Annotated in this window: 20 protein-coding genes; 6 read left to right on the forward strand and 14 right to left on the reverse strand. The window is 53.3% G+C overall.

Going from position 1 to position 23,233, the window contains the following annotated elements:
- Nucleotides 1–83 precede the first annotated feature (83 nt).
- From lpxD to rpsB, 11 genes are all read right to left on the reverse strand, one after another.
- Complete coding sequence (gene lpxD / locus ETG88_RS10970) at nucleotides 84–1,109, reverse strand: UDP-3-O-(3-hydroxymyristoyl)glucosamine N-acyltransferase (protein WP_100777551.1); 1,026 nt, start codon at nucleotides 1,107–1,109, stop codon at nucleotides 84–86.
- Nucleotides 1,110–1,112: 3 nt separating this feature from the next.
- A complete protein-coding gene (gene skp, locus ETG88_RS10975) occupies nucleotides 1,113–1,607 on the reverse strand; it encodes a molecular chaperone Skp (RefSeq protein WP_100777552.1) in 495 nt (164 codons plus the stop codon).
- A 122-nt stretch (nucleotides 1,608–1,729) separates the two neighbouring features.
- On the reverse strand, nucleotides 1,730–4,147 hold the full coding sequence (bamA, locus tag ETG88_RS10980; protein ID WP_102104632.1) for an outer membrane protein assembly factor BamA: 2,418 nt from the start codon (nucleotides 4,145–4,147) through the stop codon (nucleotides 1,730–1,732).
- A 31-nt stretch (nucleotides 4,148–4,178) separates the two neighbouring features.
- A complete protein-coding gene (gene rseP, locus ETG88_RS10985) occupies nucleotides 4,179–5,531 on the reverse strand; it encodes a sigma E protease regulator RseP (protein ID WP_102104631.1) in 1,353 nt (450 codons plus the stop codon).
- Between the two features lie 11 nt (nucleotides 5,532–5,542).
- Complete coding sequence (cdsA, locus tag ETG88_RS10990) at nucleotides 5,543–6,400, reverse strand: phosphatidate cytidylyltransferase (protein ID WP_100777555.1); 858 nt, start codon at nucleotides 6,398–6,400, stop codon at nucleotides 5,543–5,545.
- Between the two features lie 12 nt (nucleotides 6,401–6,412).
- Nucleotides 6,413–7,171: a (2E,6E)-farnesyl-diphosphate-specific ditrans,polycis-undecaprenyl-diphosphate synthase gene (gene ispU, locus ETG88_RS10995; protein ID WP_100777556.1), complete on the reverse strand. Its 759-nt coding sequence runs from the start codon at nucleotides 7,169–7,171 to the stop codon at nucleotides 6,413–6,415.
- 181 nt (nucleotides 7,172–7,352) lie between these two features.
- Nucleotides 7,353–8,555, reverse strand: a complete 1,203-nt coding sequence (gene ispC / locus ETG88_RS11000) for a 1-deoxy-D-xylulose-5-phosphate reductoisomerase (protein WP_129035398.1) — start codon at nucleotides 8,553–8,555, stop codon at nucleotides 7,353–7,355.
- Between the two features lie 98 nt (nucleotides 8,556–8,653).
- A complete protein-coding gene (gene frr / locus ETG88_RS11005; RefSeq protein WP_095280841.1) occupies nucleotides 8,654–9,211 on the reverse strand; it encodes a ribosome recycling factor in 558 nt (185 codons plus the stop codon).
- 170 nt (nucleotides 9,212–9,381) lie between these two features.
- Nucleotides 9,382–10,107: a UMP kinase gene (gene pyrH, locus ETG88_RS11010; protein WP_100777558.1), complete on the reverse strand. Its 726-nt coding sequence runs from the start codon at nucleotides 10,105–10,107 to the stop codon at nucleotides 9,382–9,384.
- 149 nt (nucleotides 10,108–10,256) lie between these two features.
- On the reverse strand, nucleotides 10,257–11,108 hold the full coding sequence (gene tsf / locus ETG88_RS11015; RefSeq protein WP_100777559.1) for a translation elongation factor Ts: 852 nt from the start codon (nucleotides 11,106–11,108) through the stop codon (nucleotides 10,257–10,259).
- 121 nt (nucleotides 11,109–11,229) lie between these two features.
- Nucleotides 11,230–11,955, reverse strand: coding sequence for a 30S ribosomal protein S2 (gene rpsB / locus ETG88_RS11020; protein WP_100777560.1), 726 nt, complete (start codon nucleotides 11,953–11,955; stop codon nucleotides 11,230–11,232).
- A 322-nt stretch (nucleotides 11,956–12,277) separates the two neighbouring features.
- Here rpsB and map point away from each other — a divergent pair, with 322 nt between their 5' ends.
- The 4 genes from map to ETG88_RS11040 all read left to right on the forward strand — a co-directional run bounded on the left by map (nucleotide 12,278) and on the right by ETG88_RS11040 (nucleotide 17,172).
- A complete protein-coding gene (gene map / locus ETG88_RS11025) occupies nucleotides 12,278–13,072 on the forward strand; it encodes a type I methionyl aminopeptidase (protein ID WP_102104629.1) in 795 nt (264 codons plus the stop codon).
- 64 nt (nucleotides 13,073–13,136) lie between these two features.
- Complete coding sequence (glnD, locus tag ETG88_RS11030) at nucleotides 13,137–15,812, forward strand: bifunctional uridylyltransferase/uridylyl-removing protein GlnD (protein WP_107702225.1); 2,676 nt, start codon at nucleotides 13,137–13,139, stop codon at nucleotides 15,810–15,812.
- 34 nt (nucleotides 15,813–15,846) lie between these two features.
- The gene (gene dapD, locus ETG88_RS11035) at nucleotides 15,847–16,671 is read left to right on the forward strand and encodes a 2,3,4,5-tetrahydropyridine-2,6-dicarboxylate N-succinyltransferase (RefSeq protein ID WP_129035399.1); all 825 of its coding nucleotides are present in this window, start codon (nucleotides 15,847–15,849) and stop codon (nucleotides 16,669–16,671) included.
- Between the two features lie 111 nt (nucleotides 16,672–16,782).
- A complete protein-coding gene (locus ETG88_RS11040; RefSeq protein ID WP_100777563.1) occupies nucleotides 16,783–17,172 on the forward strand; it encodes a DUF3461 family protein in 390 nt (129 codons plus the stop codon).
- 84 nt (nucleotides 17,173–17,256) lie between these two features.
- On the opposite strand, the gene cdaR is transcribed toward ETG88_RS11040, so the two are convergent.
- From cdaR to dgt, 3 genes are all read right to left on the reverse strand, one after another.
- Entirely contained in the window at nucleotides 17,257–18,414 is a 1,158-nt protein-coding gene (gene cdaR / locus ETG88_RS11045; protein ID WP_100777564.1) for a DNA-binding transcriptional regulator CdaR, read from the reverse strand.
- Between the two features lie 152 nt (nucleotides 18,415–18,566).
- Nucleotides 18,567–20,015: a serine endoprotease DegP gene (degP, locus tag ETG88_RS11050; protein WP_100777565.1), complete on the reverse strand. Its 1,449-nt coding sequence runs from the start codon at nucleotides 20,013–20,015 to the stop codon at nucleotides 18,567–18,569.
- A gap of 130 nt (nucleotides 20,016–20,145) precedes the next feature.
- Nucleotides 20,146–21,660: a dGTPase gene (dgt, locus tag ETG88_RS11055; protein WP_123429462.1), complete on the reverse strand. Its 1,515-nt coding sequence runs from the start codon at nucleotides 21,658–21,660 to the stop codon at nucleotides 20,146–20,148.
- 82 nt (nucleotides 21,661–21,742) lie between these two features.
- Here dgt and mtnN point away from each other — a divergent pair, with 82 nt between their 5' ends.
- A complete protein-coding gene (gene mtnN / locus ETG88_RS11060) occupies nucleotides 21,743–22,441 on the forward strand; it encodes a 5'-methylthioadenosine/S-adenosylhomocysteine nucleosidase (protein ID WP_100777567.1) in 699 nt (232 codons plus the stop codon).
- Nucleotides 22,434–23,231 carry a vitamin B12 ABC transporter substrate-binding protein BtuF gene (btuF, locus tag ETG88_RS11065; protein WP_129035400.1) on the forward strand — a complete coding sequence of 266 codons (798 nt, stop codon included), beginning with the start codon at nucleotides 22,434–22,436 and terminating at the stop codon, nucleotides 23,229–23,231. Before mtnN ends, btuF begins: the two co-directional genes overlap by 8 nt.
- Nucleotides 23,232–23,233: the final 2 nt, after the last annotated feature.

The following is a 23,233-nucleotide window of genomic DNA, read 5'->3' on the forward strand; positions in this document are numbered from 1 at the left end:
TACTGAATAGCAATAATAACACGGCCTGCCGGTTTATAAGAAAGCCGACAGGCCGGGAAATTTAGCGTTATAGGGATGAACGTTTAGTCTTGTTGATCGATTTTGCGCTCAATCGCTTTGAGACGCTTGCTCATATCATCAATGTTCATCACCAGAGCTGCGGTTTTACGCCACACTTTGTTCGGTTGCAGCGGAATGCCGGAGGAATAGACACCAGGCTCAGTGATAGGACGCATCACCATACCCATGCCTGTCACCGTGACCTTGTCGCATATTTCCATATGCCCATTGATCACGCTGGCACCACCGATCATGCAGTAACGGCCAATTTTCAGACTGCCTGCCATGATCACGCCACCTGCAACAGCTGTATTGTCGCCAATCACAACGTTATGCGCAATCTGACATTGGTTATCAATGATAACACCATTACCAATGATGGTGTCGTCGAGGGCACCGCGGTCAATCGTTGTGCATGCGCCGATCTCAACGCGATCGCCGATAATTACCCGGCCGAGCTGAGGGATCTTAATCCAGTTACCACGATCGTTGGCATAACCAAACCCGTCCGAACCGATCACGGTACTGGACTGGATCAGGCAATTTTCGCCGATTTCGATCTCATGATAGACGGTCACATTGGCCCATAAACGGGAGCCTGCACCAATTTTAGTCTGTTTACCCACGAAACAACCCGCGCCAATCACCACGTTATCACCGAGAACAACATCGGATTCGATAACGGCATTCGGGCCAATTGCAACGTTATTACCCAGCTTCGCCGTCGGATCAATGACTGCACTGGCAGCAATGTTCTGCGCCGGCTGCGGCGTGGTATCAAGAATTTGAGCCATACGCGCGTAAGTCAGGTAGGGATTTTTTACTACCAGTGCGCTTGTCGTGGCAAACGGAAGGTCGTCCTGCGTCAGAACGACAGCAGACGCCTGGCATTGAGCCAGGTGCTCACGGTACTTCGGGCTTACCATGAACGTTATTGTGCCTGCTTTAGCAGATTGCATGGACGCAACAGCGGTGATGACGATATCGCCATCACCGTGTAATTCTGCATCCAACTGCTGAGCGAGATCAGCCAGTCGAATTGAAGGCATTACTTATTTAACCTGTTTCAGTACATCAGCAGTGATGTCTTTCACATCGCTACTGTTGAAAGCAACGGCATTCGCATCAACAACCAGATCGATGTTCTGATCCGCTGCAACAGCTTTCACAGCAGACTGAATACGAGTTACCAGTTTGCCACGCTCTTCGTTAGAACGACGCTGACGATCCTGCTCGAAAGCCTGTGCTTTCTGAGAGAAAGTCTGACGCTGTGCCATTACGTCTTTTTCCAGCTTGCTACGGTCGCTCGCTTTCATGGTAGAACCATCACGCTGCAGACGCTGCATTTTGGACTGAAGATCGTTTTCCATACCTTGCAGTTCACCAGCACGGCCTTTGAATTCGTTTTCCAGAGTCGCAGAAACACCCGTTTTCTGGGCTACCTGCTGGAAAAGATTACCCATGTTGACGATTGCAATTTTGTCCGCTGCCTGAGCAGAAGTCACCATTGCCAAACCCAGACCTGCAGCTAATAACCACTTTTTCACAATAAACTCCTTACCATCCCATTGGTACCCGAAGGTACCGTTCTTTGCGTGGCAAGGCGATCGTCTATGCGATCGCCGGTTGTCAGCGCTACACTGCCAACGCATTCCATTGCAACGGATAATTACCAGGTTTTACCAATGTTAAACTGGAACTGTTCCGCTTTGTCTCCATCGTATTTCTTAAACGGCTGGGCGTAGGAGAAGACCAACGGCCCCAACGGTGACATCCATTGTAATGCGATACCTGCAGACATGCGAATGTTGCTCGGATCGCTGTAATCCGGCACACCTTCTGCTTTCATCTGAGCAGTGTTATCCCAGTTGGTATCCCACACGGTACCCGCATCCCAGAAGAACGAGGTACGCACAGAGTTCGCATACTTATCGCTGATGAACGGCGTAGGCGTAATGATCTCCAGGCTGGCGACGCCCATGGCGTTACCACCCACCGCGTCATCAGAGCTACAGACTTCTGACGAAGACTTCTTATCACAGTTATCAGAGTCGTTGCCGCCGTAGTACACCGCTTTCGGACCAATGTTATTGGACTGGAAGCCACGTACTGTGCTGGAACCACCGGCATAGAAGTTTTCATAGAATGGCAACTCTTTGCCACCTAAGCCGTCACCGTAACCCCAACGTGTACGACCCAGCACAACCCACTTGTGATCCTCATCAATTGGGAAGTAAGACGCCGTGTCCAGCGTAACTTTGTAGAACTCGTTATCAGAACCTGGAACGGTCACTTTACCGTTCAGGTTGACGCGAGAACCCGCTGTCGGGAAGAAACCACGGTCAAGGCGGTTATACGTCCAACCGTAGTTGAAGGTGAAGTCATCTGCAGCGAAACCGTTGTTGTCGCTTGAGGTGCTCGCCGACTGACCGATAGAGTCCAGATAACGCCACATTGCCACCTGCGGTTGCATATTGGACAGGTCGTTATGCACGTAACCTAAACCAGCACGCAGGGTGTTGTATTCGTTAATCGGGAAGCCAAGCGTGCCATCCACACCATAACTTTTGTTGGTGTACGAGGACAGGTCCGCATCGTCTGCTTTAAAGTCGTTATAGAAAATACGACCGCCCAGGCTCACACCGTCAACGGTGAAGTATGGGTTAGTGACAGAGAACTCAGAATAGGTCTGGTAGTCGTTCTTGGTACCGTTGATACCAACGGAATAGCCCGTACCTAACCAGTTATCCTGCTGAACGCCGACCTGGAAGCTCACGCCACTTTCGGTGCCGTAACCCACGCCGAAGTTAAAGCTACCGGTGTTACGCTCTTTCACCTTGTAAACCACGTCTACCTGATCCGGGCTGCCTGATACACGCTGTGTATCGGTATCGACCGTTTCGAAGTAACCCAGACGGTTCAGACGCTCTTTACCCTGGTCAACGAGGTCGCTGCCCAACCATGCGCCTTCCATCTGGCGCATTTCGCGACGCAGTACGGAATCTTTGGAGGTATCGTTACCTTCAAAGCGAATTTTACGCACATAGAAACGGTTACCCGCATCCACGTTAACGTGGAGCTTAACGGTTTTATCCGTGTCGTTGATTTCTGGCTGAGTCTGTACGCGCGGGTAGGCATAACCATAACGGCCGAGCAGCTTTTTAATGCCGTCTTCCATTTTGGTCACTTTCGCGCCGCTATACAGTTCACCCGGTGCAAGCTTGGTCAGACTCTCGATCTCAGCGGAATGACCCGCCAGGTTTCCGCTTACTTCAACACCGGAAAGCTTGTACTGATCGCCTTCAGTGATGTTAACCGTAATGTAGATACCTTTCTTGTCCGGAGTCAGACTGACCTGAGTAGAGTCAATGTTGAAACGGGCATAACCGCGGTCCAGATAGTAGCTACGCAGGGTTTCGAGATCGCCCGCCAGCTTCTGCTTCTGGTATTTACGATCGCCGACTACGTTCCACCACGGCACTTCATCGCGCAGCTGGAAGGTAGAGATCAGCTCGTCCGTACTGAACGCGTGGTTGCCCACGATGTTGATCTGCTGGATCTTCGCTGAAACGCCTTCCTGGAAGACGAGTTTCAGATCGACGCGGTTACGCGGCAGCGGAGTGACAACGGCTTTGACGCTCGCGCTGTACTTACCGACGCTGTAGTAGAAATCTTCCAGTCCTTTTTCGATGTCGGACAGGGTTGTGCGGTCCAGAGATTCACCCACACGAACACCAGATGCTTCAAGGTTTTGCTTGAGCATATCGTCTTTCACCGATTTGTTACCGGAGAAAGTGATACTGGCAATCGTCGGGCGTTCTTTCACCTGAACCAGCAGCGTATCACCATCGCGCAGGACGCGAACGTCCTCAAAGTTGCCAGTGGCAAACAGTGCACGAATGGTGTTACTGATATCTTCATCATTAACCGTGTCGCCCTGGCGAACTGGCATACTGAGGAGGGCCGCACCGACGGCGACACGCTGAAGACCTTCGAAATGAATATCCTTCACTACGAAACCTTCAGCACCGTATACGGTTGCGCTGCTAAACAGCAGCGACGCTATGAGCAACTTTTTCATCGCCATCGTTATTATGCATTCTTCCTAACTATCTCTCTTACAACCGAGAGAAATCATTGAAAAGCGCAAGCCCCATTAACAGCACTAGCAGTATCGAGCCAATGCGATAACTAAAGTCTTGAACTCGCTCGGATACCGGTCCACCTTTTAGCTTTTCGATCGCTAAAAACAGCAGATGCCCCCCGTCTAATACGGGAAGCGGGAACAGGTTGATTATCCCGAGGTTCACGCTAATGAGCGCGAGAAACATGAGATAGTAAATCACCCCGAATTCCGCTGACATCCCAGCCCCTTGAGCGATAGAAATCGGCCCACTGAGGTTGTTCAGTTTTACGTCACCGGTAATCAATTTCCCCAACATGTTGACCGTCAGCTTCATCAGTTGCCATGTTTTATCCGTGGCTTCAAGGATGGCGCTGAACGGCCCATACTGGCGTATTGTCTTGTACTCATCTGGCAGCGGAATCACTTTGGGCACTACGCCCGCAAATCCTTCTGCCTTACCACCGCCCGGTTTGGTGTCCGGGATTAGCGTCAAGGAGAGCGGACTCCCCTGTCGTTCGATCTCAACTGCCAGCGGTGTGCCAGGATTATCGCGCACCAGAATAACAAACGTCATCCATTGTGTTAACGGTTGACCATCGACTTTAACGATCCTGTCGCCCGCTTGCAAACCTGCTTTACTCGCCGCCGAGTCAGCCTGCACTTCAGCTAACACCGGTTCGATCTGCGCACCGCGTGGGCGAATGCCCAATGCCGCAACCGGATCTTCTTTATCTGGCTCAAACGCCCAGTGACGCAAATCGAGGACTTTATCCTGACGCTGACTGGCACCAAAGGGTGAAACAGTGATGGTGGTCTGGTCATCGCCGATTTTAGAAACCAATTGCAGCCTGACAGCTTCCCAATCAGGGGTTTCGATACCATCGATCGCTTTAAGTTCCATGCCCGGTGCAATTTGCGCCGTCGCGGCGATGGAGTTGGCGGTTATTTCACCAACAACCGGACGAACACCAGGGACACCGATGATAAACACCAGCCAATAGGCGAAAATGGCGAAGATGAAGTTCGCTACCGGACCGGCAGCAATGATGGCGGCGCGCTGGCCGACGGTTTTGTTGTTGAAGGCGTAGTGTCGCATCTCAGGCGCAACAGGCTCTACGCGCTCATCCAGCATTTTTACGTAGCCGCCGAGCGGGATCAGCGCAATGACAAACTCAGTACCATGGCGATCAGTGCGACGCCAAAGCGCTTTACCGAAGCCAATCGAAAAACGCTCGACCCGCACACCGCAACGCCGCGCAACCCAGAAATGGCCAAATTCGTGCACAGTGATGAGTACACCAAGTGCAACAATGAACGCCGCCAGATTCCATAGGATGCTCAGCATAAAACCTTCCGTTAAATCGTGCCAAATACCAGCAACAACAGGCATGCGAAGACCGGTACCGCAGCCGTCAGGCTATCGATGCGATCCAGTATTCCACCATGTCCTGGGATAAGGTGACCGCTGTCTTTGATCCCTGCTTCACGCTTGAACATGCTCTCGGTTAAATCCCCAAGAACGGACGCCAGCGCGGCAAAAATAGAACAAATCAGCAGCGTGCTCGGTGCGACGTCAAGATTCGCCCACACGCCATATCCCCAGGAGATAATCGCCGCCGTAAACAGACCGCCGATGAACCCCTGCCAGGTTTTGCCAGGCGACACTTTCGGCGCCAGTTTATGTTTGCCAAAGAGTTTACCAAACATATAGGCCCCGGAGTCAGCACCCCAGACGAGAATCATCACATAGAGCAGCCACAGTGAGCCACTGTAGTGGTTGTCGTCGTAGTGCCAGACACGCAGCACAAGCATACCCCAGAAAAAAGGAACAATTGTGAGCAGGCCGAAAATCAGGCGCAGCGTTTTAGAGTTGCGCCAGAATGTTGCAGAGCCGGGATAAAAAAGCACCAGCAGCAATGCGACAACCCACCAGCCCAGCGAGGCCCACAGGGAACCCTCAATCAGTGGCTGATGGATATTGTGATGATACTCAGGCAACAACAACAGCATCAGCGCCAGTAACAGGCCACAGAGTACAGCCAGCCATACCCGCTGAGTGCGCGAAGTAAAGCCGCTAAGCTGCCCCCATTCCCACGCGGCGAGCATACACACCACCAGCGTGACAATGGCAAATCCCACCGGCGGCAGTAAAAACAGCGCCGCGATAACGATGGGTATTAATACAAAAGCGGAAATCAGGCGATACTTCAGCAAAAGCTACCCCCATCAGACTTTTTCGGCGCCTGGCTCAGTGCCGCCGAAGCGACGCTCACGATTGGCAAAGGCATTCAGCGCACCTTCAAAGTCTTGTTCATCAAAATCGGGCCAAAGAACATCCGTAAAGTAAAGTTCGGCATAGGCAATTTGCCAAAGCAAAAAGTTACTGATTCGATGTTCTCCCCCTGTCCTAATAACCAAATCCACAGGTGCCAGTTCGTTCATGCAGATTTGCTGACCCAGCGCCTCTTCATCAATTTGGTCGGGTCTTAACAGCCCTTCCTGAACTTGCTCAGCCAGATGCCGAACACCCTGGATAATGTCCCAACGTCCGCCGTAATTCGCCGCGATATTGAGCGTCAGACCGGTATTGTTTTCGGTCACCGCTTCCGCTTTACGAATGCGTTCCTGCAAACGTGAGTTGAAACGACTGGTATCACCGATAATGCGCAAGCGGACGTTGTGGCGGTGCAGGCTTTTTACTTCGCTGTCGAGCGCCCACACAAACAATTCCATCAACGCAGTCACTTCCTGCGGCGGTCGATTCCAGTTTTCACTGCTGAAAGCATAGAGCGTTAACGCATCAATGCCGTTATTGGCGGCAAAAGATACGGCGCGGCGAACAGATTTCGCCCCAGCTTTATGCCCAAAGGCTCGTATCTTCCCTTGTCTTTTCGCCCAGCGGCCATTGCCATCCATGATGATTGCTACATGGCGACAGCCATGAGCTGGCAAGTTTTCGCTTATTGGTTGATTCGCAGACAACATAACGCGTTTTTAGTCCCTGAAAGGATTTAACGGTACTCAGGAATACTGAAGCCTTTCCACAAAAAAGCCGTGTAAACCACGGCTTACCTGACCACTCTACGTCAAATACCAGCGATCAGGTGGCGCAGACTATATCACCGAAGCCCAACGCTAACAAATAGCACGACGACTCGTGGGTGGATTATCGCCCGCTTGCGAGACGCGTCACTTGTTCGCGTGCAACGACGCGCGCTTGCGCATCGACTGCCAGCACTGCTTCCACGCTCTGCGGTTCACGCAAATCCATCGCTTCAAGCACCGAAAGATTGAGTGCGGCGATATCCGTAAAGCGGATGTGCTGATTCAGAAATGCCTCAACGGTCACTTCATTGGCGGCATTGAGCGCGGTAGTCGCCGCTTGTCCCTGATCGAAGGCGTTCATCGCCAGTTTCAGACAAGGGTAGCGATCGTAGTCAGGCTCGCTGAAAGTCAGTGAGCTGATTTTGCAAAAGTCGAGCGGTTTTACCCCTGAGACTACACGGTTCGGCCACGCCATCGAATGGGCGATAGGCGTGCGCATGTCCGGTTCGCCCAGTTGCGCCAGCACGCTACCGTCCTGATAGCGCACCATCGAGTGAATCACCGACTGCGGGTGGATCAGCACTTCCATCTGTTTCGCCGATGCATTAAACAACCAGCGAGCTTCAATGTATTCCAGACCTTTGTTCATCATAGTGGCGGAATCGACGGAGATTTTTCGTCCCATCGACCAGTTCGGATGCCGACAGGCCTGATCGGGCGTCATTGCGGCCAGTTCAGACAGCGGCGTTTCACGGAATGGGCCACCAGACCCGGTAAGCAAAATTGACACCACGCCATTCTGCTCAAGTGAAGCGTACCCCAGGTTTTCCTGAAAAGGTTGCGGTAAACTCTGAAAAATCGCGTTATGTTCGCTATCTACCGGTAAAAGTCGCGCACCTCGCGCTTTCACGGCTTCCATAAACAGGCGGCCGCAGGTCACCAGCGACTCTTTATTTGCCAGCAGTACCGTCTTACCGGCATCAATAGCAGCAAGCGTTGGCAGTAAACCCGCTGCCCCCACGATGGCCGCCATGACCTGGTCCACGTCACTTAGCGCAGCCATTTCGCATGCAGCCTGCTGACCACTTAAAACCTCAGTGCGACTGCCATTCTCTGTCAGTAACGTTTTGACCTGGCGAGCACTTTCCTCGTCATCCATCACCGCATAGCGGGGAGTAAACTCCAGACACTGTTCAACCATGCGCTGCACGTTCTTACCGGCCACGAGGGCGATTACCGTGTACTGGTCAGGGTTGTGACGAACAACGTCGAGAGTGCTGCAACCGATAGAGCCGGTCGAGCCGAGAAGAGTTAAATGCTTCATGAGATGCCCGGAAGAAAAGTTAGACCATATAAAAGCAAAACGCCGCCAGCAAAGTCACAGGACTTTCTGAACGGCGTTTTATCAGATGACGTCAGAAATCAGAACTGCATCAGTTCCGCTTCTTTATCTGCCAGCGCCGCGTCAACTTTCTTGATCGCAGCGTCGGTCATTTTCTGCACGTCGTCCTGAGAACGACGATCGTCATCTTCGCTGATTTCTTTCTCTTTCAGCAGTGCTTTCACTTTATCGTTCGCATCACGACGCACGTTACGCACGGCAACGCGAGCGCCTTCAGCTTCGCCACGCACGACTTTGATCAGCTCTTTACGACGTTCTTCTGTCAGTGGAGGCAGCGGAACGCGGATATCAGTGCCCGCAGAGCTTGGGTTCAGACCCAGATCGGAAGCCATGATGGCTTTTTCAACAGCCGGACCCAATGAACGATCGAAAACGTTGATTTTCAGGGTACGGGTGTCTTCAACCGTTACGCTCGCCAGCTGACGCAGCGGAGTTGGGGTACCGTAGTATTCCACTACAATGCCATCCAGCAGGCTTGGGGAAGCACGACCAGTACGCACTTTGCTGATTTGGTTTTTGAACGCTTCTACGCATTTTTCCATGCGTGTTTCAGCATCTTTTCTGATGTCGTTAATCACGTTACGAATCCTTGAACACTAGTCTCAGGCAGACTATCCGCCAGCACAGCCGCTATAGGTGTGCTAAGTATAGTCGCGTTTAATTCATGACAACGCCAAAGGCGCGTCCAGGTAACAAACCCACTACAAAAGTAATGCGGAATCTTACCTGTATTTGTCGTCAACGGAAATTATTCCGTGATCAAAGTGCCTTCTTTTTCACCCATCACTACGCGACGCAGTGCACCAGGCTTATTCATGTTGAAAACACGAATCGGTAATTTGTGGTCACGAGCCAGCGTAAAGGCGGCAAGATCCATCACTTTCAGCTCTTTATCCAGCACTTCGTTGTAGCTCAACTGATCATACATGGTCGCAGTCGGATCGGTTGCTGGATCGGCAGTAAACACGCCGTCGACTTTGGTGGCTTTCAGCACCACGTCTGCTTCGATCTCGATCCCGCGCAGGCACGCTGCGGAGTCGGTCGTAAAGAACGGGTTACCGGTACCGGCGGAGAGGATCACGACGCGGTTATTGCGCAGCAGGCTGATCGCCTCTGCCCAGCTGTAGTTATCACATACGCCATTCAACGGAATAGCGGACATCAGGCGGGCGTTCACATAGGCACGGTGAAGCGCATCACGCATCGCCAGGCCATTCATCACGGTTGCCAGCATACCCATGTGGTCGCCCACAACGCGGTTCATACCCGCTTTCGCCAGACCAGCGCCACGGAAGAGGTTGCCACCGCCAATAACTACGCCAACCTGGATACCCAGTTCAACCAGTTCTTTGATTTCCTGTGCCATGCGGTCAAGAATGCTTGCGTCAATACCGAAGCCTTCCGTTCCCTGCAGTGCTTCGCCACTCAGCTTAAGCAGAATGCGTTTGTACACGGGTTTTGCATTGGTAGCCATGTTTCTTTCCTGAGACTGTCAACGATTAAGATGGGGGTTAATTCTGGCGACATAGTATGCCGCTTATCAGTACAGAAACCAGAGGGCTCTGTCTGATTTACACATGAGGGGCAAAAAGAAGCCGCCCTCAGGCGGCTCCTTCGCAATCATTAAGACTGCTTGGACATTGCAGCAACTTCTGCTGCGAAGTCAGTTTCAACTTTCTCGATGCCTTCGCCCACTTCGAAGCGGATGAAGCCAGTTACGTCAGCGTTGTGCTCTTTCAGCAGCTGAGCAACAGATTTGCTTGGATCCATAACGAAAGGCTGGCCAGTCAGAGAAACTTCGCCGGTGAATTTCTTCATGCGGCCTTCAACCATTTTCTCTGCGATTTCTTTAGGCTTGCCAGACTGCATGGCGATGTCCAGCTGAACCTGGTACTCTTTTTCTACTACTTCAGCAGACACGTCTTCTGGTTTCACGAATTCTGGCTTGCTTGCAGCGATGTGCATAGCCAGCTGTTTAACCAGCTCTTCGTCAGCGCCTTTAGCCGCAACCAGAACACCGATACGTGCGCCGTGCTGGTATGAACCCAGAACGTCGCCTTCCAGTGCTGCAACACGACGGATGTTGATGTTCTCACCGATTTTAGCAACCAGAGCAACACGTTCTTCTTCGAACTGTGCTTTCAGAACGTCAACGTCAGTGATTTTGCCAGCAACCGCTGCGTCCAGTACTTTGTTTGCGAAAGCCTGGAAACCGCCGTCTTTAGCGACGAAGTCAGTCTGGCAGTTAACTTCCAGAATGATGCCGTAGGTGCCGTCGATCTTAGTGATGATCACGCCGTCAGCTGCAACGTTACCTGCTTTTTTCGCCGCTTTGATTGCGCCGGATTTACGCATGTTTTCGATTGCCAGCTCGATGTCGCCGTTCGCTTCAGTCAGCGCTTTTTTGCAATCCATCATGCCTGCGCCAGTACGCTCGCGCAGCTCTTTTACCAGGGATGCGGTAATTTCAGCCATTCTTTAATCCTCGGGAGAGATGTCCTGCCCGGTTTAAGAAACCAGACAGGCTTAAAAGTGAAAAAGGGGCCAGATAGAGGCCCCTATTTATACACGGTACTAAATAAGGGACAGAACCTTATTATTCAGCTTCTACGAAGCTTTCTTCCGCCTGGGAAGCCAGATCCTGGGAACGGCCTTCACGAACGGTAGCAGCAACAGCGCTCAGGTACAGGCTAACAGCACGGATTGCATCGTCGTTACCCGGGATAACGAAGTCAACGCCGTCCGGATCGGAGTTGGTATCAACGATAGAGAATACCGGGATACCCAGGTTGTTAGCTTCTTTGATTGCGATGTGCTCGTGATCAGCGTCGATAACGAACAGAGCGTCTGGCAGACCGCCCATGTCTTTGATGCCGCCCAGGCTGTTTTCCAGCTTGTCCAGCTCACGAGTACGCATCAGCGCTTCTTTTTTGGTCAGCTTATCGAAAGTACCGTCCTGAGACTGGGTTTCCAGATCTTTCAGGCGCTTGATGGACTGACGAACAGTTTTCCAGTTGGTCAGCATGCCGCCCAACCAGCGATGGTTCACGAAGAACTGATCGCAGCTGTTTGCAGCTTCTTTCACAGCTTCGCTTGCAGCGCGCTTAGTACCAACGAACAGAATCTTACCTTTACGGGAAGAGATCTTGTTCAGCTCAGCCAGGGCTTCGTTGAACATTGGTACAGTTTTCTCAAGGTTGATGATGTGAACTTTGTTACGCGCGCCGAAGATGAAAGGCTTCATTTTCGGGTTCCAGTAACGGGTCTGGTGACCGAAGTGAACACCAGCCTTGAGCATGTCGCGCATGGAAACAGTTGCCATGTTTAAAACCTCTATTTAAAAGTTGGGGTTATGCCTCCACGTATCCCATATTACCGACCCCGAAGGGCACCCCGGAATATGTGCCGATACGTGTGTGTTATTTACACAATGTGAGAGTTGTCGCCTCTGGTCCATCTTGTGTATTACAAATGGATCGGAAGTCCGGCGCGCTTTATACCACAAAACGCCACCATAAACCAATAATTGTTGGCGGTGTGTGCTGTTAATGATTCTCAATTTGGCAGGCAACGCTCCAGACTGGTACCATTGACAACACTTAGACTAGTATTGTCGAAAAAATCGACACTGATGGACAGATTACATGGCTATCTCTATTAAGACCCCAGAAGAAATTGAAAAGATGCGCGTCGCCGGTCGTCTGGCCGCTGAAGTGCTGGAAATGATCGAACCGTACATCAAACCGGGCGTCAGCACCGGCGAACTGGATCGCATCTGTAACGACTATATCGTCAACGAGCAGCACGCGGTCTCCGCCTGCCTCGGCTATCACGGTTTCCCGAAATCCGTCTGCATCTCTATTAATGAAGTGGTGTGTCACGGTATTCCGGATGACGAGAAACTGCTGAAAGATGGCGACATCGTTAACATCGACGTGACCGTCATTAAAGACGAGTATCACGGCGACACCTCCAAAATGTTTATCGTCGGCAAGCCGACCATCCTCGGCGAGCGCCTGTGCCGCATCACCCAGGAGAGCCTCTACCTGGCGCTGAAAATGGTTAAGCCGGGCATCCGCCTGCGTACCATTGGTGCCGCGATCCAGAAATTCGTGGAAGCGGAAGGTTTCTCCGTCGTGCGCGAATACTGCGGTCACGGCATTGGCCGCGTGTTCCACGAAGAGCCGCAGGTTCTGCATTACGATGCGGATGACGGCGGTGTGGTGCTGCAAAAAGGCATGACCTTCACTATCGAACCGATGGTGAACTCCGGCGACTACCGCATCCGTACCATGAAAGATGGCTGGACGGTAAAAACCAAAGACAGAAGCTTGTCTGCGCAGTACGAGCATACTATTGTGGTAACAGACAACGGCTGCGAAATTATGACGTTGCGAAAGGATGACACCATCCCGGCGATACTCTCGCACAACGAATGATAAGAAGCCGGCAAATGCCGGCTTTTTTAATGGCTATAGCTTTTACTTATGGGTGGCGCACGAGATGAGTAACCTTTTACCCGAACAGTATCCGAACACGGCACTCCCCACCCTGCCCGACCAGCCGGACAACCCTGGAGTCTGGCCACAGCGCGAGCTCACGGTGGCGGATATTAAAGCGCATATCGACGTTTTTCAGCGCTGGCTGGGTAAAGCCTTTGACGAGGGTATTTCGGCGGAAGAGCTCATCGAAGCGCGCACCGAATTTATCGATCAGCTGCTGCAACGCCTGTGGATCGAGTATGGTTTTGGTCAGATAAGCGACGTCGCGCTGGTCGCCGTGGGCGGCTACGGTCGCGGTGAACTGCACCCGCTTTCCGATATCGACCTGCTGGTGCTGAGCCGCAAAAAGCTGCCCGACGAACAGGCGCAAAAAATTGGCGAACTCCTGACACTCCTGTGGGACGTGAAGCTGGAAGTTGGTCACAGCGTCCGCACGCTCGAAGAGTGCCTGCTGGAAGGGTTATCGGATCTCACGGTCGCCACCAACCTGATTGAAACGCGCCTGCTGATCGGCGACGTCGCCCTGTTCCTGGAACTGCAAAAACATATCTTCAGCGACGGTTTCTGGCCGTCTGAGCGCTTTTTCGCCGCAAAAGTTGAAGAGCAAAACGTACGCCACCAGCGCTATCACGGCACCAGCTATAACCTTGAGCCGGACATCAAAAGCAGCCCCGGTGGCCTGCGCGACATTCACACTTTACAATGGGTCGCGCGTCGCCATTTTGGCGCGACGTCTATGGATGAGATGGTCGGTTTTGGCTTTTTAACCGAAGCCGAACGCAACGAGCTTAACGAATGCCTGCATCTGCTGTGGCGCATCCGTTTTGCCTTGCATCTGGAAGTGACCCGTTACGATAACCGTCTCTTGTTCGACCGCCAGCTCAGCGTCGCCCAGCGCCTGAACTACAGCGGCGAAGGCAACGAGCCGGTTGAACAGATGATGAAGGATTTCTTCCGCGTCACCCGCCGCGTCTCTGAGCTTAACCAGATGCTATTGCAGCTCTTTGATGAAGCCATCCTGGCGCTGACCACCGATGAAAAGCCGCGTCCGATTGATGACGAATTCCAGCTGCGCGGCACCCTCATCGACCTGCGCGATGAAACGTTGTTTATTCGCGAGCCGGAAGCGATCCTGCGGATGTTCTACACCATGGTGCGCAACAGCACGATCACCGGGATCTACTCCACCACGTTGCGTCATCTGCGCCATGCGCGCCGCCATTTGACGCAGCCTCTGTGCTATATCCCGGAAGCCCGTTCGCTCTTCCTGAGCATGTTACGCCACCCCGGTGCTGTCAGCCGTGGCCTGCTGCCGATGCACCGCCATAGCGTGCTTTGGGCCTATATGCCTCAGTGGTCGCACATTGTCGGCCAGATGCAGTTTGACCTGTTCCACGCTTACACGGTGGACGAACACACCATTCGCGTGATGCTGAAACTGGAAAGTTTCGCTAAAGAAGAGACACGGTCGAAGCACCCGCTGTGCGTTGAGCTTTGGCCGCGCCTCAGCCACCCAGAACTGATTCTGATTGCCGCCCTGTTCCACGATATCGCCAAAGGGCGCGGCGGCGACCACTCGGTGCTCGGTGCCCAGGACGTACTGAAATTTGCTGAACTACACGGCCTGAATTCGCGCGAAACCCAACTGGTCGCCTGGCTGGTTCGCCATCATCTTCTGATGTCTGTCACCGCGCAGCGCCGCGATATTCAGGACCCGGAAGTGATCAAGCAGTTCGCCGAAATCGTCCAAACTGAAAACCGCCTGCGTTTTCTGGTCTGCCTGACGGTCGCGGATATCTGCGCCACCAACGAAACCCTGTGGAACAGCTGGAAGCAGAGCCTGTTGCGCGAGCTCTATTTCGCTACCGAAAAACAGCTGCGTCGCGGGATGCAAAATACGCCGGATATGCGTGAACGCGTACGTCACCACCAGCTTCAGGCGCTGGCGCTGCTGCGAATGGACAACATTGATGAGGAAGCGCTGCATCAGATCTGGTCGCGCTGCCGGGCCAACTACTTTGTCCGCCACAGCCCAAATCAGCTCGCCTGGCACGCGCGGCATCTGCTGAAGCATGATCTGAAAAAACCGCTGATCCTGCTAAGCCCACAGGCAACGCGCGGCGGGACCGAAATCTTTATCTGGAGCCCGGATCGGGCCTATCTGTTTGCCGCCGTCTGCGCAGAACTCGACCGGCGCAATCTGAGCGTTCACGACGCGCAAATTTTCACCACCCGCGACGGCATGGCGATGGACACCTTTATCGTGCTGGAGCCGGACGGCAGCCCGCTCTCATCCGACAGGCACGAAGGCATTCGCTTCGGTCTGGAACAGGCGATTACCCAGCACAGCTGGCAGCCGCCACAGCCACGTCGCCAGCCGGCGAAATTGCGCCATTTTACCGTCGATACGGAGGTCAATTTCCTGCCGACCCATACGGACCGGAAATCGTTCCTCGAACTGATCGCCCTTGACCAGCCGGGCCTGCTGGCGCGCGTTGGCCAGGTTTTTGCGGATCTGGGAATTTCGCTGCATGGCGCCAGAATTACAACCATTGGCGAGCGAGTAGAAGATTTATTCATAATCGCCACCGCCGACCGACGTGCCCTTAATAATGAGCTGCAACTTGAGGTACAACAACGGTTGACAGCAGCCCTCAATCCAAACGATAAAGGGTGACGTGTTTTTTAGTGAAATGGAAAGAGTAAAAACAATGCAGCAGTTACAGAACGTTATTGAGTCCGCCTTTGAGCGTCGCGCCGAAATTACCCCGGCAAATGTGGATACCGTCACCCGCGAAGCGGTGAATCAGGTGATTTCTCTGCTTGATTCCGGCGCGCTGCGTGTCGCGGAAAAAATTGACGGCCAGTGGCTAACTCATCAGTGGCTGAAGAAAGCCGTGCTGCTCTCTTTCCGTATTAACGATAACCAGGTTATCGACGGAGCAGAAAGCCGCTACTTCGATAAAGTGCCGATGAAATTCGCTGATTACGACGAAGCGCGTTTCCAGAAAGAAGGTTTCCGCGTGGTTCCGCCTGCGGCCGTTCGCCAGGGCGCGTTTATCGCACGCAACACCGTACTGATGCCGTCCTACGTGAACATCGGTGCTTACGTTGACGAAGGCACCATGGTGGATACCTGGGCAACCGTCGGTTCTTGCGCGCAGATCGGTAAAAACGTTCACCTGTCCGGTGGCGTCGGCATCGGTGGCGTTCTTGAGCCACTGCAGGCCAACCCAACCATCATTGAAGATAACTGCTTCATCGGCGCGCGCTCCGAAGTGGTTGAAGGCGTGATCGTAGAAGAAGGCTCAGTGATCTCAATGGGCGTCTACATCGGCCAGAGCACCCGCATTTACGATCGTGAAACGGGTGAAGTGCATTACGGTCGCGTTCCGGCCGGTTCGGTTGTCGTTTCCGGTAACCTGCCGTCTAAAGATGGCAAATACAGTCTGTACTGTGCGGTTATCGTGAAAAAAGTCGATGCGAAAACGCGGGGCAAAGTCGGTATCAACGAACTGCTGCGTACCATCGATTAATCGGGTATAACAAAAAGCGGGGGCCACCCCGCTTTTTTTACATCTGATGGTGGCGAAGATAGATTTTTTCGTTAATTATTCATAGGTTATGTTGAGCTCAAGGGTACCGCTATGTACGATAATCTGAAAAGTCTGGGCATTACCAATCCTGATGAAATTGATCGTTACAGCCTCCGCCAGGAAGCGAACAACGATATTCTGAAAATCTATTTTCACAAGGACAAAGGAGAGTTTTTCGCGAAGAGCGTGAAGTTCAAATACCCGCGTCAACGTAAAACCGTCGTCGCTGATGGCGTCGGCCAGGGATATAAAGAGGTTCAGGAAATCAGCCCGAATCTCCGCTATGTCATTGATGAACTCGATCAGATCTGCCAGCGCGATCGCACCGAAGTCGATCTTAAACGTAAGATCCTTGACGATCTGCGTCATCTTGAAAGCGTTGTGACCAACAAGATCAGCGAAATTGAATCGGATCTTGAGAAGTTAACGCGCGGGAAATAAATGTAAAACGGCAACTCCCGGTTGCCGTTTTTTGTTTTTCACTCTTCCGTAAAAAAGCGCGGAGTTAAGGCGTCAGGCCCTACATCACCGCTGCTCATCCAGCTGCAACGCCACATACAGCAACAACCTGTCATCGAAATTCCCCAGATCCAGCCCGGTCAGTTCCGATATACGGTTCAACCGGTATTCCAGCGTATTGCGGTGAATAAACAACGCCTTCGAGGTCGCCAACGGCTGAACGTTATGACGAAACCAGGCCTGCAGCGTACGGCGCAGTAGCCCGTTATTATCCATCGCTTTCAGGCGCACCAGCGGTCGCGCCAGCTCATTGGCCTGCCAGCCGCCGCGTAAACTGTCGAGCAGCACCGGCAACATTAAATCCTGATAGAAATAGCCCCGGCTTTCGGGCATCCGCTGCTTCCCCACCATCATGGTGGTGCGCGCCGTTCGCCATGAACGCGCGATGCTGCCCGGCCCGGTGAAATAGTTGCCGAGCGCGACGCGAAAACGCAGCTGCCCGTTCTCTTTCATGCGTGAGATAAGTTGCTCAACCCGACGCCGATGGTCTTCCGCATCCCAGCGGCCAAACGGGTTCAGCGCCGGTTTCAGCACCACCATTTCCGTCAGCGACACAATCGCTACCAGGTTATTCCGCTCCGGTGTCGCCAGCGCGTTTTGCAACTGCTGCAACTCCGCCATTGCGCTATCCACACCAAGCTGACCGCTGTCTACCTCAATCACCGCCACCACGCGCGGTTGATTGAGATCGATACCCAGACGCTGCGCCCACTCCGTGAGCGCAGGCGTGTGCTCTTCGGCCTGAATCAGGTTCATCACCAGCTCTTCGCGCAGACGGCTGTCCTGAGCCAGGAGGTGCATCAGGCGCGATTGCTCCAGCATCATCTCGGCGGTCATGCACACCAGTTCACCGTATTTACGCAGTGATTCCGGTTCACCGGTCAGGCCGATGACGCCCACGATCTCCCCTTCCAGGCGCAGCGGCAGGTTTATCCCCTGACGCACGCCGTGCAGGTGTCGCGCCACCGCATCGTCGATATCCACCACCCGCCCCTGAGAAAGCACCAGAAGCGCGCCTTCGTGCAATTCCCCAATGCGCTCGCGATCGCCGCTGCCGATAATTCGCCCACGGGCATCCATTACGTTGATATTGGTATCGATGATGCGCATGGTTCGCGCCACGATTTCCTGCGCCATTTTGGTATCAAGATGCCAGCCAGCCATGTAACCCTCCTGTGAGCTGAGCTCAAGCATAGGGGAGTTCAAAGGGTGTCGCATTGTGCGGATGCACAAAGTCAGGGGGAGAAGTATGGACTTGTGGAAAGGGTCACAGAAACGAAGAAAGCCCCTGCCTGATAGCAGGCAGGGGCTGGGGATTACTGCATCAACAGGTACAGCGTAGTGTCACCTCGCTGAATATTCAGCGCCAGCACCGTTGGTTTGCTGTCGAGAATTTTGCGCAGTTCCGCGATATTTTTCACCGGCTGCTGGTTTGCGCCGATAATCACATCGCCTTTTTTCAGGCCAATACGCGCCGCCGGAGTGTTAGCTTTGACATTGCTCACCACCACACCTTTATCCGCGCCTTTGTTGCTCATATCCGCACCTTCAATACCGCTGAAGATAGTGCTGGAGTCGACCTGATTCTGGCTGCTCTGCTGCAGTTCCAGACTCACGTTCACCGGTTTGCCATCGCGCAGCAGACCCAGGTTCACTTTGCTGCCGACCGGCATAGAGCCGACTTCAGCACGCAGCGCCGCGAAGCTGCTGATTGGCTTGCCGTTCAGGGTGGTGATCACATCACCGGCCTTGATACCGGCCTTCGCCGCAGAAGAGCTCGGCATGACCTGGCTGACGAATGCGCCGCGCTGAGCGTCAACTTTCATTGCTTTCGCCAGCTCGGAGTTCAGCTCTGTACCCAGAATACCCAGCTCGCCACGTTTCACCTGGCCAAACTCAACCATCTGACTGGTCAGGTTTTTCACCATGTTGCTTGGGATCGCAAAGCCGATACCAATGTTGCCGCCGTCCGGTGCCAGGATCGCGGTGTTAATCCCGATCAGCTCACCGTTCAGGTTTACCAGCGCACCGCCGGAGTTACCACGGTTAATCGCCGCATCGGTCTGAATGAAGTTTTCATAGTTTTCCGCATTCAGGCCGCTACGACCCAGCGCAGAAACGATACCGGAGGTTACGGTTTCACCCAGACCAAACGGGTTACCGATTGCCACGGTGTAATCACCGACGCGCAGAGCATCGGAGTCAGCGAGCTTAATCGCCGTCAGGTTTTTCGGATCCTGAATCTGGATCAGAGCGATGTCAGAGCGAGGATCTTTACCCACCACTTTGGCATCAAATTTACGGCCATCGCTCAGCTGCACTTTGATGGTGCTGGCGTTGTCCACCACGTGGTTGTTGGTCACGACATAGCCTTTCGCGGCATCAATAATGACACCTGAGCCGAGCGCCATGAATTTCTGCTGCTGACCGCCGCCGTTACCCGCACCTGGGCCATCATCGCCCGCGCCGCCACCCTGACAGAATGGCGAACTCTGGAATGGGGAACCGTCCTGGCAGAACGGTGAGTTGTCACCGAAGAACTGCTGGAAGTTACGCGGCATGCGCGGTGTATTAACGGTTGTGCTCCCCTCAACGTTAATACTCACCACCGATGGCATCACTTTTTCGAGCATCGGGGCAAGGCTTGGCATCTGCTGCGCCGTGGCGGCCGAAGAGGCGGTCTCGGCTGCGGTGGCAGTCAGAGGGGATAACGCTAAACCTAAACTCAGAGCCAGTGCACTCATTGCTAATGTGGTTTTTTTCATGTTCTCAATCTCGATTTACAGATAACGCAAAATTGCTGTGTACATCAGATTCGTTTTATAGCCCGAAGTTCCGGGATTAAGTTTTTGGAAAAAGTAAAAATTTATTGTTCGTCTTTACAAAACTCATTCATTATTCCACTGCCATCAGGCGCCGGTATTCATCCCATGCATACAAATCGGTCATTCCGCTGATATAGTCCTGAATAAGACGGCAGCGATAATAATATTCCAGCACCGGCCACTGCACGGTATCGCGTTCAATTTTACTCACCGCTTCGACGTAGGCAAGACGATGGCGTGTCGAGAGTTTATGCAGCAGCCGCGTTTCTATCGGCAGACGCTTAATACGATCTTTTTCCACTAGCTCGGTAAAATCGTCGACGGATAATTGCAACAGCGGTCGATAAATTTCCAGCAGGCCGCTGATCACCCGGTAACCCTGCAATTCCAGCTGTTCGACGTCGGGATGGCTAAATACATGCCGCATCGCAACGTTCTTATACAACTCAAGCAGTTGGCTGAAACCGCTGTCATCTTCCAGCAGCGCGTGATTAAACTCGCCGCTAAAAATCGCCGGCAAATTATCGATAAAACGTGATGCCGCGTAGGGCACCAGTTTATTTAATGTATTGACGCGCAAATACATGAAGAACTGATCTTCGGTGCTGCGACTCAAAGAATTAGAACGCGATTTATCCCACGCGTTTTCGACCACCTGAGAAAACAGAGAGCCTTTCTCATGCGTGCCCCAGGCCTCGTAAAGATGCTGGTAAAGCTCTTCAACGCTGAATATTCTTTTCTCAACCGCGTCTTCCAGATCGGCCACGCAATAGGAGATATCGTCCGCGGCTTCCATAATCCAGGTCAATGGAAAGCGGCCATGCGGGGTCAGCGAAAGTTCTTTACGCAGCCTTTCAATATAGCGTTCTTCGGATAAATAATAGCCGGGCTTTTTCATTAAATAGCTGTGCGTCGCGGGCGGTTCACCCATCCACCACGCCGGGCGGGTGTATTTCAGAATGCAGCCGACCTGCGCCCACGTCAGGTTCATGCGCATCAGGGAGTGCACCAGCCGAATCCCCTGCGCATTGCCTTCGAACTGGCAAAGATCCTGCCGCACCTTGCGACGCAATTCGTTTAAGGTCTCTTCGCCTTCGCGCAGACGAAGCGCCCTGACGATACAACGGTCATCGCTCAGCGGCTGGCTTGCCGCATCGGAGGGGAACAGTTTCTGTTTGAACCAGTCGTTTATCGCCGCCTCGCCAAAATGACCAAACGGCGGGTTGCCAATGTCATGCATCAGACAGGCCATCTCTACGATGCTCTCGAACGGTCCGGTCAGTTCATCCAGACCGTAGGTTTCGAGCAAACGCTGCTCTTTCAGGCGACTTAAAATCTCTTTGGCGATGTAACGCCCGACCTGCTGTACTTCCATGGAATGGGTGAGGCGCGTGCGAACCGCGGCATTACGCTCCAGCGGGAACACCTGGGTTTTTTGTTGCAGGCGGCGGATCGCCGGGGAGTTCACAATGCGCCCGCGATCGCTTTCGAAGATACGCAGGATCTCGTGCTCACTCTTTTCTCCCTGCGGAGAACGGAAACGACGATGCCAGTTAATTTTGTTGCGAAAATCGATTGGTGCCATGAGCTCCCCCGCCTGAGAATGCGTTTCCCCTGATGCGCATGATAGACTATGCATCTTAACAAGGCACATCGCGAGTAAATCTATGAAAATCGGCATTATTGGTGCAATGGAAGAAGAAGTTACGCTGCTGCGTGACAAAATTGAGAACTGTCAGACGCTCTCTCTGGGTGGATGTGAAATCTACACCGGCCAGCTGAACGGAACTGACGTCGCTCTGCTGAAATCAGGCATCGGTAAAGTGGCGGCAGCACTGGGCGCGACCCTGCTGCTTGAGCGCTGCAAACCGGACGTAATCATCAACACCGGTTCTGCGGGCGGTCTGGCTCCTACGCTGAAAGTGGGCGATATCGTGGTCTCCGATGAAGCGCGCTATCACGATGCCGATGTCACGGCATTCGGTTACGAATATGGCCAGCTGCCTGGCTGCCCGGCAGGCTTTAAAGCCGACGATAAGCTGATTGCTGCCGCAGAAAGCTGCATCGCCGAGCTGAACCTGAACGCCGTGCGCGGTCTGATTGTCAGCGGTGATGCGTTCATCAACGGCTCTGTCGGTCTGGCGAAAATCCGCCACAACTTCCCTCAGGCGATTGCCGTAGAGATGGAAGCGACCGCTATTGCACATGTGTGCCACAACTTCAGCGTGCCGTTTGTGGTGGTTCGCGCCATCTCCGACGTGGCCGATCAGCAATCCCACCTGAGCTTCGACGAGTTCCTGGCAGTTGCCGCCAAACAGTCCACCATCATGGTCGAAACCCTGGTGCAGAAACTGGCGCGTGGCTAAGTATGCAAGGGCGCTGGTCGCCCTCTTCTTACTTGCACCGGCGTGGCTTGTGGCCGCGCCGCGTGTTATCACCCTCTCCCCCGCCAATACGGAACTGGCTTTTGCCGCCGGGATCACCCCCGTGGGTGTGAGCAGCTTTTCTGACTATCCCCCGGAAGCGAAAAAGATCGAAGAGGTCTCGACCTGGCAGGGGATGAATCTCGAGCGCATCGTGGCGCTAAAGCCGGACCTGGTGCTTGCCTGGCGCGGCGGGAATGCCGAACGTCAGGTCAATCAGCTCTCATCGCTCGGCATTAAAGTGCTGTGGGTCGATGCCATCAGCATTGAGCAAGTGGCGCAGGCATTACGTGATTTAGCCCCCTGGAGCCCGACACCTGAAAAAGCGCTGCAGGCCGCACAGCAAATGCTGAACGACTACGCTGCACTGAAGAAAAAATACGACACGCCGGTGAAAAAGCGCGTCTTCCTGCAGTTTGGCAGCCAGCCGCTGTTTACCACCGGAAAAGGGTCGATTCAGAATCAGGTTCTGGAAGTGTGTGGCGGTGAAAATATCTTCGCAGCAAGCCGCGTTCCCTGGCCTCAGGTCAGCCGCGAACAGGTACTGGCGCGTCAGCCACAGGCCATTGTGGTGATAGGGAATGCGAGTGAGATTCCGAAAATTGAAAATTTCTGGCAAAGCCAGCTAAAAATTCCCGTTATTGCCCTACACAGTGACTGGTTTGAACGGGCAAGCCCGCGTATTATCCTCGCCGCAAAACAACTCTGCTCTGCCCTGGCGCAGAGCCATTAATT

Origin of the sequence: Lelliottia nimipressuralis, assembly GCF_004115925.1 — a bacterium.
Taxonomy (GTDB): Bacteria; Pseudomonadota; Gammaproteobacteria; order Enterobacterales; family Enterobacteriaceae; genus Enterobacter; species Enterobacter nimipressuralis.

Coding starts and splice junctions, on each gene's coding strand:
- pyrH (WP_100777558.1), bottom strand. CDS start 10,107: ATGGCTACCAATGCAAAACCCGTGTACAAACGCATTCTGCTTAAGCTG.
- rpsB (WP_100777560.1), bottom strand. CDS start 11,955: ATGGCAACTGTTTCCATGCGCGACATGCTCAAGGCTGGTGTTCACTTC.
- map (WP_102104629.1), top strand. CDS start 12,278: ATGGCTATCTCTATTAAGACCCCAGAAGAAATTGAAAAGATGCGCGTC.
- ispU (WP_100777556.1), bottom strand. CDS start 7,171: ATGTTGTCTGCGAATCAACCAATAAGCGAAAACTTGCCAGCTCATGGC.
- bamA (WP_102104632.1), bottom strand. CDS start 4,147: ATGGCGATGAAAAAGTTGCTCATAGCGTCGCTGCTGTTTAGCAGCGCA.
- cdaR (WP_100777564.1), bottom strand. CDS start 18,414: ATGGCTGGCTGGCATCTTGATACCAAAATGGCGCAGGAAATCGTGGCG.
- dgt (WP_123429462.1), bottom strand. CDS start 21,660: ATGGCACCAATCGATTTTCGCAACAAAATTAACTGGCATCGTCGTTTC.
- degP (WP_100777565.1), bottom strand. CDS start 20,015: ATGAAAAAAACCACATTAGCAATGAGTGCACTGGCTCTGAGTTTAGGT.
- glnD (WP_107702225.1), top strand. CDS start 13,137: ATGAGTAACCTTTTACCCGAACAGTATCCGAACACGGCACTCCCCACC.
- lpxD (WP_100777551.1), bottom strand. CDS start 1,109: ATGCCTTCAATTCGACTGGCTGATCTCGCTCAGCAGTTGGATGCAGAA.
- rseP (WP_102104631.1), bottom strand. CDS start 5,531: ATGCTGAGCATCCTATGGAATCTGGCGGCGTTCATTGTTGCACTTGGT.
- mtnN (WP_100777567.1), top strand. CDS start 21,743: ATGAAAATCGGCATTATTGGTGCAATGGAAGAAGAAGTTACGCTGCTG.
- tsf (WP_100777559.1), bottom strand. CDS start 11,108: ATGGCTGAAATTACCGCATCCCTGGTAAAAGAGCTGCGCGAGCGTACT.
- ETG88_RS11040 (WP_100777563.1), top strand. CDS start 16,783: ATGTACGATAATCTGAAAAGTCTGGGCATTACCAATCCTGATGAAATT.
- dapD (WP_129035399.1), top strand. CDS start 15,847: ATGCAGCAGTTACAGAACGTTATTGAGTCCGCCTTTGAGCGTCGCGCC.
- ispC (WP_129035398.1), bottom strand. CDS start 8,555: ATGAAGCATTTAACTCTTCTCGGCTCGACCGGCTCTATCGGTTGCAGC.